Here is an 18,268-nt window from a genome sequence, read left to right on the forward strand (position 1 = left end):
AGGTGTAGTCATGAGTTTTGAATCTATGATAAGCCAACTTGAATCTAATGAACAGTTAGGAATCTTACTGAGGAAAATAAAGAAGATGGAAATTCAGTTGGACTTTTTCGACAAAACAAATGAAGAATTAACAGATGACGAAATGAGAATACTATTAGAATCAGGTAATTTATTAGCTTCGTCGAGCAAAATTCAAAATCAGCAGAATGCGTTAAACATTGCAACAACCTTACCATTAATAAATTCCTCAAGTGGTGTGTCAATGGCTTCACTGTTAATTTTAAGAAAACTTGGGAACTATCCAGGCATGAAATTACTTGAAAATCGCTATGAAATGAATAACTATAAAAATCAATTAAGTGGTATGGCATTTTTTGAAGCACATGTACTTGAATATGCGAATACTAGAATGCTATCGGGGAAAGAATATCTATTAACTAATTTTCAAAAGAAAGTTGTTGATATGCTAGAGGAAGATGCAAACGGAATCAGTATATCAGCGCCTACTTCAGCAGGGAAATCGTATGTTTTTTTAAAAGTGCTTTTAAATATAATTAGTAAGGACGAGGGAGCTACGGTAATTTATATAGTTCCTACACGGGCATTAATTAAACAAGTTATGAATGATTTCCTTGGTAATATAGCGGAGTTAGGCTTAACGAATATATATGTAGGCTGCTCATCTGAGACTGAAGTAATAGTGGAAGATCCAGACAGATCAAATATCTTGGTTCTAACCCAAGAGAGATTATACCAGTTATGTAATAAACCAGATGTAGAAAAACTAAAAACTAAAATGATTGTAATAGATGAAGCACACAATATCCAATATGGAGGAAGAGGGGTATTACTTGAAAATGCGATAAAGTTTGCACGTATACTATGGAAAGATGCGAGGATATTATTTTCAAGTCCTCTTGTTAAAAACCCACAAAAACTTTTAGAGACCTTTAACTTCGATAGAGGACTAAAGGAAAAAGACGATTTTCCATTAGTTAGGCAAAATATTATAAAGGTGAAAATGGTTTACGAAGAATTACATGTTAGTGCTCTTTACGAAGATGATGAAATTATCATTGGTAGTAAGAAGTATCCTGGTTCACAAAATACAGTGCCCACAGTACTAGCTAACGCAGCATTATATCTTTGGAATAATCAAACATCTATTATTTATGCGAATGAACCAATGATTTCCACCGATGTTATAAGAGAACTATTTGATAGTGGGCAGTTTCCTTATTTAAATGATGAACGTTTAGATGAATTTGCAGATTTTATAGAAGAATATATAACGAAAAACTATGAACTTGCTAATTTTATCAGGCGTGGTTTGGCATTTCATTTTGGTGCTCTACCTGCAATTATTAGGTCAGGGATTGAGGAGTTGTTTAAAGCTGGTGCCCTCAAAATAGTTAGTTGTACCTCAACACTATTGGAAGGTGTTAATATGCCTGCTAAAAACATTTTTGTGTATAAGCCAGAAAAGGGCAAACATAAGGCTATTGATAATCTTAGTTTCTGGAATTTGGCTGGGAGGGCTGGTCGCATAGGGAACGACTTTGCGGGAAATATTATTTGTATTGAATTAGACAGTTGGGTAATCAATCCTGTCTTAGGAGAAAGATATCAAGAAATTGTTCCTTCCTCTGAAATAAGATTGATAAATGATAGTGTGAAATTCAAAGAATTTATTGAAAGCCAAAATCTCCCTCCAGGTAAAGATGATTATAATGAACAGCTTTTTTCGTTAATTATCAAAGAAAGACTATTGGGAAGGAACCTTGAACACTCTCCATATAGTAAAGAGCATAATGTTAATACATTAAAAGAAATAGATGTTATTACTCGAACAACAATAGATGGATTCCAGCCCCCTAAGGAATTACTTTATAAAAATCCAGGGATTATGCCTGATAAAATTAATGCTTTGTGGGAGTTTTTTGAGAAAAACAAAGATAAATATTATTATTTTTTACCTGCCTTCCCCTTGAGTGAGAACGGATTTGATAATTTTTATTTAATTGTAAGAATTGTTAATCATCTTTTTTTAGGGGGGATTTGGAGTGAAAAGTTTGAAAGAAAGATTACTACTGCAGGGCTTAAATGGATGAAAGGAACTCCTTTAGCTCAGTTAGTTTTTTTTGATAGAACAGTATTGAGTAGTGGACAGAGAGAAATAACAAAACACGTCAAAGATCAAATCGAATTTATTAATAATGTATTAAGATATCAAACGGTTAAATACACACAAACATATGTTGAGGTATTGAAGATTTTTCTACGTAGCATAGGTAAGATTGAAGAGTCAGAAAAAGTTATAAATATATCAGCTTACTTAGAGTACGGTGCGTGTGCTGTAGCTGCATTGGAGTTTATGGCTATTGGACTTCCAAGAGAAGCAGCAATAAAATTGTCTGAAATTATTGGGAATCATGAAAATATAAGTACTGATTATTGCATTGAATGGCTAAAGAGATTAGACGTCAATTCGCTCGATATAGCAAACTATTTAAAAAAACAGATATATGGACTACAGATGACCTTGTAAACAATCAAATTTGTATTGAAAAAAATCAATATTGCTTATCTGGATTTTTCAATAGAGTGAGATTTATCAAAAAATCATTAATGACTCATGTGTAGACATGAGTTTTTCTATTTGTGTCTTGCTTGGATTAATAATATTGATCGATAAGAAATAAACTCAAATGCTTAAAATTATTGGACCAATTTCAATGTGATAGAGTGATTAATAGTTCATAAACAAAGAAGATTCTAAGATGTGTATAAGAGGAGTGAAAAAATTGAATTTTAAAATTGAAAATGTATTTGTTGAGACAGAATTGGAACAAGATTATAAAATAATTAAAGAGCTAATTTCAAACGCAATTTTATTTTTTGAGAACGAATTCATTGTTGATACCGACAAAATACATATTATTATCTCAAGTGATTATGTGACTGATGTGAAAAAGATACATTTTCAACCTGAAACTTTAAATGGTGGAGATGAAAATGGAATGTTTATTCCTTGTTTTTTTCAGAATGAAGAAAATAAGAAAAGTAATATGCCAATGATAATTATCAATTGGAATAGATTAGATAAAGTAAATGGTTCACCAAAGTATAGAGAAATAATTGTGGAATCAATAATTGTTCACGAATTAGTACATTATTATGATTTTTGCTTTACATACCCTACTTCTTTAATTCAGAGGTATGGAAATGTGTTTGAAAATTATGATAAAGGCAATTTTTCCGACATAATCGGTGGAATCTTCCAAAATCGCTCTGAAGTTCGTGCGAAATTTTATCAAGAAAAATATATACTTACTAGTGGGATTATTGATTTTAATCTTGATTATATGTCGAAATATATTTCGAGTTATTTGTGCAAAATCAATTTGTCTAATCGATCTCAAACTTACTATACATTGGCTCATATAAGAGGGCTGCTACTCTGTTGGAGCAATTTAGCGAATTTAGAAAAATATCATCATAAGAAAGATGAATTACAAAGATATATTATGGGGGTTAATCAAGATATCCTTCATAAAGAGATGACGAATCAATATCAAAACATGTCTGAAGTATTTGAACTAGATATGTTTTATGAGTACTGTGATGGTATAGGTGGAAATGAAACGAGTTGTAGTGACGATCGAAAGACCACATAGGTCTTTAAGAAGAACCGTTAATTAAGTACCAAAGGAAAGGTAATATTCTATGTCTAAAAATTCAAAATATTAAACATTCAGTGGATACCAAACGAAGGCATTATGCTAGTTTTTCTTTTAAACGCTCATAAATTCGTGATTTGTCAGAGGAGGAAATAACTATCCTATGGATCTATTCAAATATCTATAAAGAAATCAGAAACAAATCTTTATCAACATAATCCATCAAAGGTAGTATTTCAGGTTTATATAAATAGAGGGGTGATGAAGGTGTTTAATTATGCAAACTTAAATGATGTAGAATTTGAAGAGCTTTGTAAAGATGTTATGGAAAAAAAACTATCAAAACGTTTGCGATTATTTTCAAAGGGTAGAGATGGCGGTATCGATTTAACCGATAATACTAATACACATAACATTATCGTACAGGTAAAACATTATATTGGAAGCAAGTTTCCTAGTTTGCGTACTTCATTAAAAAAGGAAATTGAGAAGGTTCATAAATGGAAGCCTACTCAATATTATATCTGTTGTGGAATGGAACTTACTGACCGTAATATTAGTGAACTATATGATATGTTTTCTGATTTCATGAAAACGGATGAAAATATAATTACTTTAAAGGAAATTGATGAATTTTTGCAAAAGCCAGAGAACTTAGATGTGGTTAGAAAGCATTACAAATTATGGCTTTATGCATCCAATATTTTAGACGAGATTTATAATAATAATATATTTATTGATTGTGAAACTCTTCTTACTGATATAGAAGAAGATTCTAAGTATTTTGTTCAGACTAAAATCTACGAACAATGTATCGAACATTTGGGGAATAATCCATTACTTATGATAACAGGAGGACCTGGAGTCGGAAAAACAACTACTTCAAAAATGTTGGTTTTATATTACGCTTCACAAGGCTATAGAGTAAGATACACAACCAATGGCGATATTACCGACATAAAAAAATCACTATCAAGTGATAAAGACTGTAAAGAATTAGTTTTGTTAGATGATTGCTTAGGTCAACACTATTTTAATATGAAGCAGACACAAGAAAGTGAATTACTTTCTTTGATGAAATATGTGAAATTATCGAGTAATAAAAAACTTATTTTGAATTCAAGAATTACTATTTTCAACGAAGCGAAGGAACGGTCTATAGATTTCGATAATTTCTTTCAACTAAAGAAAATAAAAAATTTCATTATAAACATGGATGAAATAACTCCGTTAGAGAAAGCAAAGATATTTTATAATCATTTAATTTATAAAGGTATCCCAACAGAATACTTTACAACTATAAAAGAAAATAAAAATTATCTAAAAATTGTTCAACATAGTAATTACACCCCTCGGATTATTGATCATGTGACTTATGAAGTTAATTATTTAAAAGTAACTCCTCCTAAGTATCATGACTATATTATTGATAATCTTTCAAATCCGAATGACATTTGGAAAAATGAATTTGATCGACGACTTCAAGATATTGATAGGGCTTTTTTATCAACATTATATTCTTTAACTGATACTAATGTTGAATATGAAGTGTTAAAAAAATGTTTTGACAATCGGTTATCAAAAATGAGGAATTATGATTCCACAATAGATAATTTCGAATTAATTTTATCACGATTGAATCAGTCTATCATAAATATTATTGATAAAAAGGGGAAAATGTATGTTGGTGTATTGAATCCTTCCGTTAACGATTATTTGAAACTTGTTTTTATTAAAAACAAATTGGAGCTAAAAGAAGTGCGTAAATCTATATGTAAATTCAGTCAGTTAGAACGGTGTTATTCTGATGATGAATTAGCTAGCGTCTATCTACAACTTACTATTAGTGGAGAAATAAATAAGATTGAGTTTGATACTGAACATGAAAAAAATTATTTTATTGTGGCACATATTTGTAGACATTGTATAAAGGATATTAGTTATAAACAAATTGTTTTTAATTATCTACATAATTCTTTTTATATTTATTCTCAAGAAAAGAATTGGTTATCTCATATTGATATAATAAAGTGTTTGTTTACTGGCGAATTGTATTCATATTACTCTATCGAGAAGTTTATTGGAGATAAAATTAATATCCACAATTTATTGTTAAGTTTAGATTTAGAAGAATTAGTTGATGCAGTAAATGTATTGAATGAAAGTTATGAGAAAAATAGTACGGAATTTTTATGGTTTAAGTCATTATGTAAAGAAATGATGGATGTAGCGATATTATCTTTCGCAGAAAATATAGATGCTTCAAGTTACTGCGATAGTTATGATATTGGGCAATTATTGAAAGAAAACACTAAAGTCATGTACTATGGTTATGATGAAGAAGTGGAAATTGATACAAATGCTGTAGTATCCTCTTTAGAGGAAAAAATAAGTCATGATATCGAAAAAGAGATACAAGAAAAACTATCTTTATTAGACGAAAATATAAATAGAATTATAAATATCCCTAATTCATATAGCTTTAACACAATTGATATAGAAAATGTTATAGATGCCTATTTTAAAGATATGAATTATGAAGATGATCGTGACTACGGGTCAGGCGAATTTTATATTTCTGAAATTGAAGCAATATTTGAAAGATAAAGATAAATACAATATTTTAATGGTGCATTAAGAAAAAACTAGCTTTAGGAGTAATGTCTGATGATAATTTGAGCGTCAAATATCAAGAAGATACGAAAGAAATGATGGTACTTTTTAAGAAATTAGAAGAAAAGTTTGTGATAAAGTATTATTCAAAAAAGCCAAGTATAGTCTTGAAGCGGCAATAGCTCGTGGCAGAGTTAGTGGTAGGAACCGAACTCGGATACGGTAGGCCTTACAATAAGGTTATATCAGAGTTTGGAATACCCAACTTCACGTCTTTATAAAGATAACAGGAGTGAGCAAAAAGATGTTTTGCCAATATTTGAATCGGGGATGATAAAGTATAATTAAATGAACTACTATAAAATTTGGAAGAAGGGGAACAAGGATGAATATTCATCAAATAGAGCGGAAAATCAAAGAATCTGTAAGTGTCAATCCTCATATGGTCGCACTTGCTAAATCGTATCTCATCAACAATCAATCTGAAAATATTAATACAAGTGAGGTCTTCGAACAGTTTGTTAAACTTCATAGTTGCTCTAAACCAAATACTGTTGTTATTCATGAAAGTGTAGAAATAGACAACCAAATTCAAATAGTCTCAAAATACCTTTCTTTTGGAATAGCATTTTGTGAAGCCGTTCATTCGTTAGTATGTAATTCTATTTTCATTCCGTTAGGTAGTCAACAATTCTCAATTCCTAATGGTGTAAATTGGACAACTGTGATTCCTGGTTCTGGTGGACAATCTTCTGGATGGAGATTCGATTTTGTCACTATACCGACACCACTTAATCTAATGAGGCCATACTCTAGGAGGACTCAGTCAACTAATCAAACGTTTTTTGAACCCGACGTATATACGTATGATCTGGGATTAGTGAATGCTCATCCTGATATTATTCAAGCGTTAAAAGATGGGTTAGCATGTTTTAAGAATGATTTATTTCATCCTGCTATTACAATGTTAGGAAAAGCAGTAGAAGGTGCATGGATTGAGCTTGGAATTTCACTAACACACTACGTAAAGATACAAAAACCTGACTGGGAAGCATTTATTGAAAAATTGAAGGGATTGGATAGTCTTGTTTGGAAGGTGAATGAAACTGTAAAGCTTTATGATAGACAAGATTGGTTTAAACCTTTAAAAATAGACTCTGGAATAGATTTAAACACAATACGCGAAATACAAAACTGGACTGATATCATTAGGGATTCAAGGAATGCAATTCATTTTGGAGCACAGCCTGCAACACCGAATACATATGAGAAGGCTTCAATTATGTTTATAGCCGCAGTGAAAAATTTAAGGTCGTTGTATAAACTTAAGGAAAGCGCAGATAAATTATCCCTCTGAGTGAAACTGGTGAACCTTATTTAAATTAAGATTGTGATTCTCAAATACCTCCAGACCGCTTAAGCATCGTTTGGATGATCACTGGATAAGCTCGATATAATAGGGGGGAGTTTCATGATAGCAAAGCCAGATGTTCGTATTAGATGAGAAACCCCAAATTTTCATACCACCGACAAACCTCAGCTAAAGCTAGTAAGTCAATGTGAATTGATCAATATCGCCGTCATTTTTATCATAGTAAAATTAATATGTGTACCACTTGAGCTATCGATTATTTCCTCATCTTGTAGAGCTCACGATGATCGCACCAGCATTTTCTTTTTCAGCTTGAATCGCTTCACGGGTTCGATAATGCTTGATTAGTAATAAGAGGGGAGTCTTAGAATGAGGAAAAATAAGGGGTATCAACCTCCTACGTTCGGTAAAGGTCGAAGATTACCATTTACAGTATCTTGTGTAGCGTGGATGGACTTACTTGGTTATGGTTCAATGTTGAGAGAAGCAAGGTTTGACCCAACTAATGATCTATCAACTTGCGCGATAAATAGATTGAAGCAATTTCAGAAAATTATTTCAACGTCTGTTAGTAGAAATCTGCCTGCTATATGTATAAATGATGGGGCTATTTTTAGTCGAGATCTTTCTTATAGAAGCAATAGTGTTACGATCGATTTTTTGCAGAGGATGATTTCCTTGCATTCCCATGTAAATCAAATAGAAAATAATTCTGGCTTTCCGGGTGCAAGAACAGTTATTGCACTTGGAATAAGAATGACTGGAATTGAAGATGACTGGTTCAATAACGGACATTTAGAAAATATTTTATCAAGAATGAACAGAGGAGATATTAATTCGGAACAAGCCGTTCATGAAGCTTTCTACGCCCAATCTACTTATGGATTTACATCCCAGTTACAAGCCAATTTTGCTTTTACAAAAGCTTATTTAGTCGACTCAGCTGGGAGTAAAGCTGGTTTTGCCGGTCCTAATTTATTTATCGACATAAATATGTTCGAAGATAAGATTCCTGATTGGATAGAGTTTTCCAAGATAGTGGAATGGAGAGAAGATGGGATTGGTGGGAAGTTTGGTGAACTTAGGACATTTAATCGTGACTTAGCTGGTTCTGTTAGACATTATGGAATATTAGATGCTAAGAAAATTGCGAGCAAAATCTTTTCAGATTACGATGGTGAAGATCCAATTAGAAGGTTATTACGCGAGCTTGATATATAGTCTATATTTTTATTCTTTCGTCACGATCCGACGATCAACACTTTATTTAAATGCTTATATACTGGTTATAGTTAATGTTGTACATGAGAATGTCTCTTATATAAACTGATCGGATCAACAAGATTTCAAATATTGTCTACTGAGATGGCGTTATTATTATCGCAAATCTTGAGACTTGGTTCTGCTCATGTACATTTTTAAACCGCTGAATGCAGGTGATTATTTAAAAGAAACGGTTGTTAATAAGAAGCCGTACATATAGCGGGATATGCTGATTGATAGCTTGTATAAAATAATTTTTCGTAAAGTTGCACAGTTTCATTTTCAACCTGCTTACCTCCTTTTCGAGATAAAAAATGAAAAACGATCAAGGGCTATCTGGGATAGCTACTTGATCGTTTTTTTGTGGTGTGCTCAGAAATTTGGAAAATAAATATGAAGATAAAAAATATCTTCCTCAGTATGAAAGTACAGTGTTCCGTTATATTGTTCAGCAATGTGGCGCATGCTTTTAATACCAAAACCATGCCAATTCTTATCTTTTTGCTAGTTTGCGGGTAGCGTCAAGAAGTTTGTGTAAGAGAGTATAATGTAACTTCTCGGGTGTTTGTTAGTAGTGCAGATATTCTTTGGGGCGGGGGAAACCCGCCCCAAAGAACAGGGTAATTCAAGTTACTTCTCTTGGTCTTCTTGTTCTGGATATCGTTTTTCAAACATCTCGATTAGTTTCTTCTTTACCTCTAGATCACCGAAGCCGCGAATAACCCGTTCGCTAAAACGTTCATTGTAATCCATTACGTCGAGGTAGATAATTTTCTCTGCCGCATCCATATTGGTGAGGCTGTTCATGGGTTTCAGGCGCTTCCGGATTTCCTTATTCATTCGCTCAATCGGATTAGACGTGTAGATTGCTTCTTTAATGAGCGCAGGATACTTGTAAAAGGTCAACAGCGTCGGTAATTGTTCTTCCCAAGACCGTATTTCTTTGGGGTAAACCTTGCCCCATTTGGCCTTTACAGTGTCAAACGCAGCCCGAGCCAAGTCGTGGTCTGCAGCCGTATAGACGGTCTTCAGATCTTCAATCACTTCCGTTTTGTGCTGAACTCGAATTTTCGGGAAGGTCGAACGCACCTTGTGGACGATACAATGCTGCACATCTGCCTTCGGATAGGTTTCACGAAATGCTGCATCGAGACCCGGCAGTCCGTCAAATACACCCAGTAAGACTTCCTGGGCACCGCGGTCATAAAGGTCTTTCAACACCTCTCGCCAGCCGTTCGTACTCTCCTGGCCGCCTACGTAAAAACCAAGGATCTGGCGATGACCGTCTTCGTCGATCCCCATGGCGAAATAAACCACTTCACCACTCACGGTGCTACGCTTGAGTTTCACGTACAGACCATCTAGGTAGATCACAGAGTAGCGTTTGTTTAATGGGCGCTTCTGCCACTGGTGGATGTCATCAAGTACCGTAGCTGTAATATTACTGACGGTGGTGGGGGAATAGTGGCTGCCAAACATACTTTCAATAAATCTGGCCACATCCCGGGTGCCCATGCCTGACTTATACATCTGGATCACCGCTTCTTCCAGCCAACCGTCTCTTCGCTGGTACGGCTCAAACATTTGAGTTTGGAACAAGCCCTGACGGTCGCGGGGAACCTCTAAATCCTCCACGTTGCCATACTTTGTGTGCAGGTTCCGAGTGTAATATCCGTTGCGGCTATTGCGTGCGCCAGCTTCATCACTTGACATAAACGCTTGGATTTCTGCACGCATCATAGATTCTAGATTGTCTTTGATAAACTGAGTGACAAGATTTTCAAATAGATTATTCATTAGATTTTCGGGTACAATAGTCATTGAGTAGGGTCCCTTCTTGGTGGTGTCGTAATCCCGAGAATACCCTACTTTTTTGTTGCCTGACTAGGCTCCAAATCTTGGTACACAACTTATTTTACGCCATCAGTTTGCGGTAAATGACCTCTAATCGTACATTCGAATGAACGGCTAAAAGAAGTAATGATCTCTGTAACAACAATAAAGGTTAATGAAAAAGTGATAATCAACATTTTATTCGTTTTGTCGTGTTCAAAAACTTGCGTTCTACGAAAAAGAAGGGCAAGTAAAAGGCTAAAAATAAAATGGATCAAGAAGAAAGGTGTAATGATTAATAATTTCATTCCATAACTTTTTGTTTTTTGAAAGGGGAGTGTGAGTATAAAGATACAGAATACAATCTCAATCAGCCCGGCTGAGCGAATGATAAACAGTTTTGAATAGATGCCTAATATATTATTGATGATTTAACTCATAAGTTTTTCTTCTTTACATACTCCATTAATTTTTCAACAAAAGCTTTTTTCCTCGGCTGGCTGAACCGCAATTCTACACTATCCAGAAAAATAATATAACCTTGGATTCTTTGTACATAAGCCAGATTGACCAGATAACAATTGTTACATCGGAAAAAATCATATACCTGCAGTTTGTTCTCAATCGATGATATTGTGGCATACTACCGGAAAAATTTGCAGCACGTTGTAATGAAAAAGAAATCCTGATGCATCTAAGATCTTTGAAGAAAACGTGGAAAGACGTTTCTCTGCACGATCCAATTGGGACAGACAAGGAAGGTAATGAAATCACATTAATCGATATCCTCGGCTCCGAAGCTGATGATGTTATAAAAGAAGTAGATCTTAAAATCGAGAAGAGCAAGATTTATCTTAACCTCGATATTCTGGATGATCGGGCAAAAGAGATTGTCGTTGGAAGATTCGGACTTGTTACAGGTGGAGAAGAGAAGACGCTGAGGGAGATTGCCAAGGAGCTGGGGATCTTGCGGAGTAATGTTTCGCGGATAGAGAAGAGGGCGCTCATGAAGCTGTATCATGAGTTTTATAAGGCGAAGCGGTGAGATTTTCGGGTATGTCATTTGATAGTCTCTTTTTTGTATAAGTATCTCACACATGGCAGTATTTTCAGCAGTTAAATTATTTTTAATGATTATTTCACTGGTCTAGAAGGGAAATCAGGTTTCGTCTGCATTGGGGGATAGACTGAACCGATTATGGGTATGTCCCTGCATGTGGCGGTTCAAACTACCGCAAAAATCGGCATCCATTTCATTTGTAGCGGATATTCCTATAGCAGCAGGTCATCAAAGACGCTTCTCCAATCATACTCACCAAATTACAAAATCTAATCATACTAATGAAAAATAACACAGCCTTCTATATGCAAATAATCCCAGATGAGTATAATGAACTATATATTTATCCTGAGGGGGGACTATGAGCCGACCATACAATCGCGAAATTGAATTGCGAGATCGCTTCAATCAATTTATTGCTGACAAAATAACCGGAAGTTCCGAAGATTACCATTGTAAACTGTCAGTTGAAGACTTCGAAGATATAAAAACCACACTCAGAGACATTTACAATATTATTAGCTACAGAACAACGATCTGCTTCGCTGAATGGAAACGGGTCTAATTAAGGACATCAAGAGGTTGCTTGAAGGTAAGTCCAAAGTAAAGTCGATCAATCCAACTGTAGAGTTTGAATTTTTGGTGACTTTACCTTACTCGCTGCGTAGCACCTAATCAAGTACCTTTCGGTTGACCTGAAGGACAAGATAACTATTTACAAGGAAGATGAGCCCTTGCTTTTTAGATAAGGTATATATTGTATTTATTAAATAATGACACCGGGGTGAAAAAATATGAATGAGGCATTTGACTTCTTATATGATTGCATTGAAGATCTCCACCAATTAAATGATACGACCCAAGAGCACATTATTTTATCAGAACCGCTCAGTAAACGGTTGTGTAGATTTTGTGCCAAATCTATTGACGAAGTGAGTTTTAGAGATAATACACATGTTGTCTCAGAGACACTTGGCAACAAAAGATTGTTTTCAAAATATGAGTGTAGTAGATGTAACAAGGAGATTTTCGGAAGCAAGTTTGAAGATGCGTTAGGGAAATATGTTCTTCCGTTAAAGTTGATTTCTGAGGTCTACGGTAAAAAGACCTCATTAACAGATAAAGATCTTAGAACTGGTCATAGAATTGAATATCGTAAAAACGACCCTATCTTACCTGAGTTTGATGGGGATGCTCGAAAGCTCATAATTGATCGTATTGATGAAAAGAGAGTTACTGTTGATAATAACGAAATGACTATCCAATATAAGAGACAAAGATATAATCCAGTTGATCTATACTATGCGTTATTAAAGATGGCAATTACTCTAGTACCATTCCAGGAAATAGAGCGATTTATGTCTACTCTGATTGTTTTTCAAGCAGGGGGGCATGAGATTGAAATAGATAGAGGAGTTATGGAATTTCAACCAGGATTCAATCCCTTCAATGGAACCAACGTGCAACTATTTAGACGTAAACAGCAACAGATATCAGAAATAAACTATCCGTACATGGTTTTCAAAGTGTCATTTGGAAATTTTTCTATTCAGATACCTGTTCTTGCAGACGGAGAATTTAATCGGGAAAATCAATCCTTTAAATGGCATAGGAGTTTTGGGGATTCGTTAATAAGAGAGATTGATTTTGAGAATATGGAACCGTACTATACGGCAGTTTTTTCTGTTCTCCAAAAAGAATTGGATGAAGATGAGAAACGAATGTTGGAAGAAGCACTTAAAAAGTACGGTTATTTAAGGTGAAATTACTAACTGACGGGTTGTAGTTTTCATTGCAACTTGAAAAGGACACCCGAAATTGCACTGTCTACCCGAGGAAGTACCCGACAACGTATAGGAGGTTTTTTCTTTAGTGCAGAAAAATGCATCGGTCGAGCAGGTACTTGCAGAGCGTAGGCACGAAATAGAAGTTAGACGGGATAAGTCACTATCTATTTATGAAAGGTGGGTAATGAGCTTGGAGCTTAGAGATATAATATTGATGATTTGAACTATGATGGGCTTTATCTAATCCTAATTATTTGAACAGAGGGCTTAGAGAGATACTTATTAATCTTGCCTTTTTATAAATAACATTATTGCGACGTATTAAATAATCGAAGTGGCGATTGCGTTGTCATATCATCTAGTAGATATAATTCAACACAGAATTGCGGAAGATAGAGCAACCCATAATGACCAAAAACTAGTAATTCAAAGATTCAATAAACAGTGTATTTTTTGTGGTTCAAGAGACAATGATTTTCCTGAAGAGCATTTGTTGCCTGAAGGGTTAGGCAATAACACTTATTTTACTAAAAACATGGAGTGTAAAGTATGCAATGAGATTATAAGTGTGCATGAGGGTGATCTAGTAAGGTTGTTGGAATTGGATAGAATCTTAGCTTTAGGTGATAAAAAAAAGGGTAATCCAAAGTTTAAAAAATCTTCTGAGAGTCCTTCTTATATTGTATCAGATAAAGGACTTAATCGAGTATATGTAGGTATTGATCAATCAGAGAATCATATAAAGCTAAATATTTCTAACGATTTAAGTTTAGGTGCCCTAACAATTACAAATCGAGTTATAAGACTAGTTGGGATTTGTAAGGCACTGACTCATATGGGATGGCCATTTTTAATTGACCAATTTTCAAAACTTACGTACATTCCAAGTTGGTTAATTAATAAATTAGCCCTTTCTAGTTTAAACCTAGAAATTATACAGGCTATTAGCGAGCAAGGTACAGGTATTCCAGTTGTACAACTGGAAATATGGGAGCATGAAGATACTGATAGTGAGTTTCCTTATTTAATTAGCTATTATTATGGCTTTACAGTAGTTCAATTCTACTTGCCTAAAAAACCTGACATCAATACAGTACCAGAATGGCAAGGTTCTAACGGACTGAGATGGATTAAGGGAGAGTCTGAATATGAAACTAGGATAACTTGTTCGAAGATATTTAATGTTCGAGAGGATAGTTGCTTTACTCAAACGCTCACTTGTTTATTTGAACCAGCGGGTGTAAATGAAAATACTGATGGGTCAATTTATTTCAAACAAGCTAAAACCATTCAAATAATTAGAGAGTTTAATTGAAGAAATTTATAAAGCAAGGAAGAACATTCTATTAAAATTAAAAGCTATTTATGAAAAATTTGAAATGAAGATAAGATACTGAATATGACTCTGCAGAATGAACGATATTATCAAAAAAAATTGATAATAAAACACACAAAAGCATTTGAATCTTGATAGTATTAAATGCTCTGATTTAATGCAGGACCGTTATGTTTCGAGAATAGAAAAAAGGGCGCTCATGAAGCTGTATCATGAGTTTTATAAGGCGAAGCGGTAAGATCTAGAGGATAATTTAGATTATTATTAGAGATTTACAATAGAGCAATTAAAAAGCAACATGCCAACAGGGAAGTTGCTTTTTTTGTTCGGTCGAGTAGTTGGTGCTAAAAGAATATAAAAAAGCATACTTAGGAAATCAACTTTATAGCTGTTGAGGGGTGTTATTATGGCATATAAGGAAATATATGATTTCCATATGCAATTGTTACATGTATATGGAAATAATGAATAAGTACCAAGGTCCATATTTATGGAGAACAGTTTGTATAGGCATACAAAGTAAACCTTGGTGAGGGAACTGAGATCCGGCTCACTCTAACTTTTTAGCCGGGCATACTCGCTTCTGGTTGGAGGAAGGAATCTGCAAGATTCACATGTAAGTAAAATAACGAGTATGACTTATACTGAATACCGGCTTCTGAGAAAATATGGGAAACATGAGTTCGATGGAACAAGCTGTTTTTCAAAAGATAATCTGGGTGAAGCCCCATCGACACGTTTGATGATTGTGAGGGAGTGGAAAGTCATGGAGGAACTACCCTTACAGTGCATCTTAACTTAGCAGCAGAATGATTAAAATATATTTTATAGAAAATATTTTTCGAGGCTGAGATAAGTGTACAATAATAACTTTTGCGTAAATAATTAGATCATAATAATTTGTCTACTGCTAAAGTATTGATTAATTACAGATCCGGTATCGTCGTACTGTAAGGTGAAATTAATTGTAGGAATAATTGATAAATGTTTGCATTAAGAAGACTTGTTATGGGATTATTTCATCAGAACCATGGAATTTTTTGAATTATAGATCTATCAATTGTATTTTTAGAGGTTACATAAAGATAATTATAATATTGAGGTGTAATAACATGAGCTTGAATTTTTTTGATTACCGTAAAACAATAGCTATAAATTTGGTAACATTTCTTCGGCTGAAAGGTTATTCGAAATTATCATTGTCAAAATTATTAAACATCTCCCGATCTACCATTGATGAGATCATTAAATGTGAAAATCTGAGCTCTATGCAATACAATAAGCAAATTGAAAAGATCAATGAAATATTTGATCTGCCAGATGACTATCTCATAACCTCTGTCACTTCTAAACCTCCTAAAACTTATACTTACTCAGATCCAAAAGTTAAAGAATTGTTAGATGGATTGGATAACGTTCTTGAGATATATTCCCTATACTTAAAGTAAGAACTTCGCCTCTGAGAAAGATATAGATTGATGCTTGCTAGGTTATTATTGCTAAAAAATGTTCGTATATATAATGAGAATGAATGTTCTTTTCGGGTTTCCATAATTTATCTATGATCCTCTGCATAATCATTCTAATAGTTATGTTTTGCCGAACTTAGTATTCAATTATCAGGAAGATAATAGATTATAAAAAAATTAGAGGGGAATTTACTAAGTAAAAAAAGTATTGTGGTACGCAAAAAACTCAACTTACTACGACCCAATTAGAATTGATAAAAGATACCATAAATAAGTCTACCGAAGATCATAGTCTACTATGGTTAAGAGTATTTTATCCAAATTACGATAGTGCGCTTCACGGTATCGTAATGGCTGCAGATCATCAGCTACAACGGATTGAGATGAAAACTATCAGAGATCAATTAGAATGATAGAAATAGAGAGTATCTTAAACGTTTTGGTTAATAAAAAATCGAATCGCCTAAACGCGATTCGATTTTTTACTTAAGCAAGAATTGCTTACCTTATAGGTAGTGATAACTTTACAAGGATCAGATTCTACCGAAGATTGAATCTAACATAATTAACTTTTATTTAGAAATGTTTAAAAAATAAGTTATATTAGCGTTGATAAAATTATCTTGAAGTTGAGTGGTTCCTACTACTCTACAATCAACCACAACGAAGTTATGATACTTATCATAATCTTTCATTACATAGAAATCAGACACTTCAAATGCATAAGCATTAACTGCATGTTACGTTGAGGCAAATGATTGTTACTAAATGCCTCAACGAAACGTGTAATTCCTCCGTAGGAGTTTATCCAATAGAGCCAGGGTATAATGCAAATGCATAGTGGTGAATCCTACATGCCTATCACATTCAGCAATAGTTATCTGACGAGACTGACCTTTTACACCAATGGCTAATATGGAACTTTGACAACTTTAGATTACATTCACAGCCACACCCAAAAAGATTTCTACAGTCCATTTGTATTAACCCAACTGCTCTTTACTTTTACTCTGAGGTGCTTCACTCATCTTGACCTTAATACTCTTATTCAACTTAACGCTCTTCTGCAGCGCCTCTAATAAATCAACCACAACTTCAGATTCTTGAATTGGATTAGAAACAATATGCTGTCCGACAATTTTAGACTGAATCGCTGCTTGTAGTCTATCTTGCTCCGGATTGGTGAGTGATCCTAAATCTGATTTTCCTGACATTCCTTTAATTATTTGCAAAGCTAACTTTAGTTGATTTTGATCTACTGGACTATTATCTGAGATGAGGTTGGGAACATTGGTTGTCGTTCTAATCTCATTAACATAATGCATTGTGGCTAATTGAATACAATTTCCGTTAAGGGGTTTCATTATACACAATTTGGTATTTGACCGAAGAGTGAGTTTACCAATAGCTAGCCTTTTAGACGTCTCTAAAGCTCTCAAAAACAAATAGTAGGCGTTACCTCCATGTGTATCAGGACCTAAAAAATATGCTTTCTGAGTAAACATTAGATCTATCTGATCTTCCTTAATAAAATCAATGATGCTAATTTTTTTACTCGATTCTTCTTGGATCCTATCCAATTCTTCTTTTTCAAACGTAACATATTGATTGTTATCAACAGGATATCCTTTGATAATCTCCTCTTGCTTAACCGCCGAGTCACAAGTGTTACAATACCGCTGGTTTTTAATTGAACCATGGCAATTTCGATGAATCATTTGAAGCGCAATATCTTTTTCTTCAGTGGCCGCATATAGTTTAACGGGTACATGAACTAATCCAAAGCTAACAGCACCTTTCCAGATTGTATGCATGGAATATCCCTCCTATTATATATTAGGGAATTATTCCCATA

General features: G+C 34.0%; 11 protein-coding genes and 3 pseudogenes. 10 read left to right on the forward strand and 4 right to left on the reverse strand.

What is annotated here, in order from left to right; all coding sequences use genetic code 11:
• The first annotated feature begins 10 nt into the window (after positions 1–10).
• From MHH60_RS14195 to MHH60_RS14215, 5 genes are all read left to right on the forward strand, one after another.
• On the forward strand, positions 11–2,548 hold the full coding sequence (locus MHH60_RS14195; protein WP_076133526.1) for a DEAD/DEAH box helicase: 2,538 nt from the start codon (positions 11–13) through the stop codon (positions 2,546–2,548).
• A gap of 256 nt (positions 2,549–2,804) precedes the next feature.
• Positions 2,805–3,677, forward strand: a complete 873-nt coding sequence (locus MHH60_RS14200) for a hypothetical protein (protein WP_076133525.1) — start codon at positions 2,805–2,807, stop codon at positions 3,675–3,677.
• A gap of 270 nt (positions 3,678–3,947) precedes the next feature.
• Positions 3,948–6,287 carry an nSTAND3 domain-containing NTPase gene (locus MHH60_RS14205; protein ID WP_076133524.1) on the forward strand — a complete coding sequence of 780 codons (2,340 nt, stop codon included), beginning with the start codon at positions 3,948–3,950 and terminating at the stop codon, positions 6,285–6,287.
• 391 nt (positions 6,288–6,678) lie between these two features.
• The gene (locus MHH60_RS14210) at positions 6,679–7,650 is read left to right on the forward strand and encodes a hypothetical protein (protein WP_076133523.1); all 972 of its coding nucleotides are present in this window, start codon (positions 6,679–6,681) and stop codon (positions 7,648–7,650) included.
• A 384-nt stretch (positions 7,651–8,034) separates the two neighbouring features.
• Complete coding sequence (locus MHH60_RS14215) at positions 8,035–8,886, forward strand: hypothetical protein (RefSeq protein WP_076133522.1); 852 nt, start codon at positions 8,035–8,037, stop codon at positions 8,884–8,886.
• 414 nt (positions 8,887–9,300) lie between these two features.
• On the opposite strand, the pseudogene MHH60_RS33290 reads toward MHH60_RS14215, so the two are convergent.
• The 3 genes and pseudogenes from MHH60_RS33290 to MHH60_RS33295 form a co-directional block, all read right to left on the reverse strand.
• Positions 9,301–9,417: pseudogene (locus MHH60_RS33290) on the reverse strand (GHKL domain-containing protein); the annotation flags it as partial.
• A gap of 141 nt (positions 9,418–9,558) precedes the next feature.
• The gene (locus MHH60_RS14220; protein WP_076133521.1) at positions 9,559–10,749 is read right to left on the reverse strand and encodes an IS256 family transposase; all 1,191 of its coding nucleotides are present in this window, start codon (positions 10,747–10,749) and stop codon (positions 9,559–9,561) included.
• Positions 10,750–11,197: 448 nt separating this feature from the next.
• The gene (locus MHH60_RS33295; protein WP_081388859.1) at positions 11,198–11,395 is read right to left on the reverse strand and encodes a LytTR family transcriptional regulator DNA-binding domain-containing protein; all 198 of its coding nucleotides are present in this window, start codon (positions 11,393–11,395) and stop codon (positions 11,198–11,200) included.
• Positions 11,396–11,416: 21 nt separating this feature from the next.
• On the opposite strand from MHH60_RS33295, the pseudogene MHH60_RS14225 reads away from it, so the two are divergent.
• From MHH60_RS14225 to MHH60_RS14245, 5 genes and pseudogenes are all read left to right on the forward strand, one after another.
• Positions 11,417–11,806, forward strand: a pseudogene (locus MHH60_RS14225) (sigma-70 family RNA polymerase sigma factor); the annotation flags it as partial.
• Positions 11,807–12,182: 376 nt separating this feature from the next.
• Positions 12,183–12,386: a hypothetical protein gene (locus tag MHH60_RS14230; protein ID WP_076133520.1), complete on the forward strand. Its 204-nt coding sequence runs from the start codon at positions 12,183–12,185 to the stop codon at positions 12,384–12,386.
• Between the two features lie 229 nt (positions 12,387–12,615).
• A complete protein-coding gene (locus MHH60_RS14235; RefSeq protein ID WP_076133519.1) occupies positions 12,616–13,584 on the forward strand; it encodes an HNH endonuclease in 969 nt (322 codons plus the stop codon).
• Positions 13,585–13,954: 370 nt separating this feature from the next.
• The gene (locus MHH60_RS14240; RefSeq protein ID WP_076133518.1) at positions 13,955–14,923 is read left to right on the forward strand and encodes a hypothetical protein; all 969 of its coding nucleotides are present in this window, start codon (positions 13,955–13,957) and stop codon (positions 14,921–14,923) included.
• Between the two features lie 190 nt (positions 14,924–15,113).
• Positions 15,114–15,182: pseudogene (locus MHH60_RS14245) on the forward strand (RNA polymerase subunit sigma); the annotation flags it as partial.
• Positions 15,183–17,396: 2,214 nt separating this feature from the next.
• Here the strand turns inward: MHH60_RS14245 and ku are convergent.
• A complete protein-coding gene (gene ku / locus MHH60_RS14250; protein WP_076133516.1) occupies positions 17,397–18,227 on the reverse strand; it encodes a non-homologous end joining protein Ku in 831 nt (276 codons plus the stop codon).
• Positions 18,228–18,268 lie beyond the last annotated feature (41 nt).

It is taken from the genome of Paenibacillus sp. FSL H7-0716 (assembly GCF_038002705.1).
Taxonomy (GTDB): domain Bacteria; phylum Bacillota; class Bacilli; order Paenibacillales; family Paenibacillaceae; genus Paenibacillus_AQ; species Paenibacillus_AQ odorifer.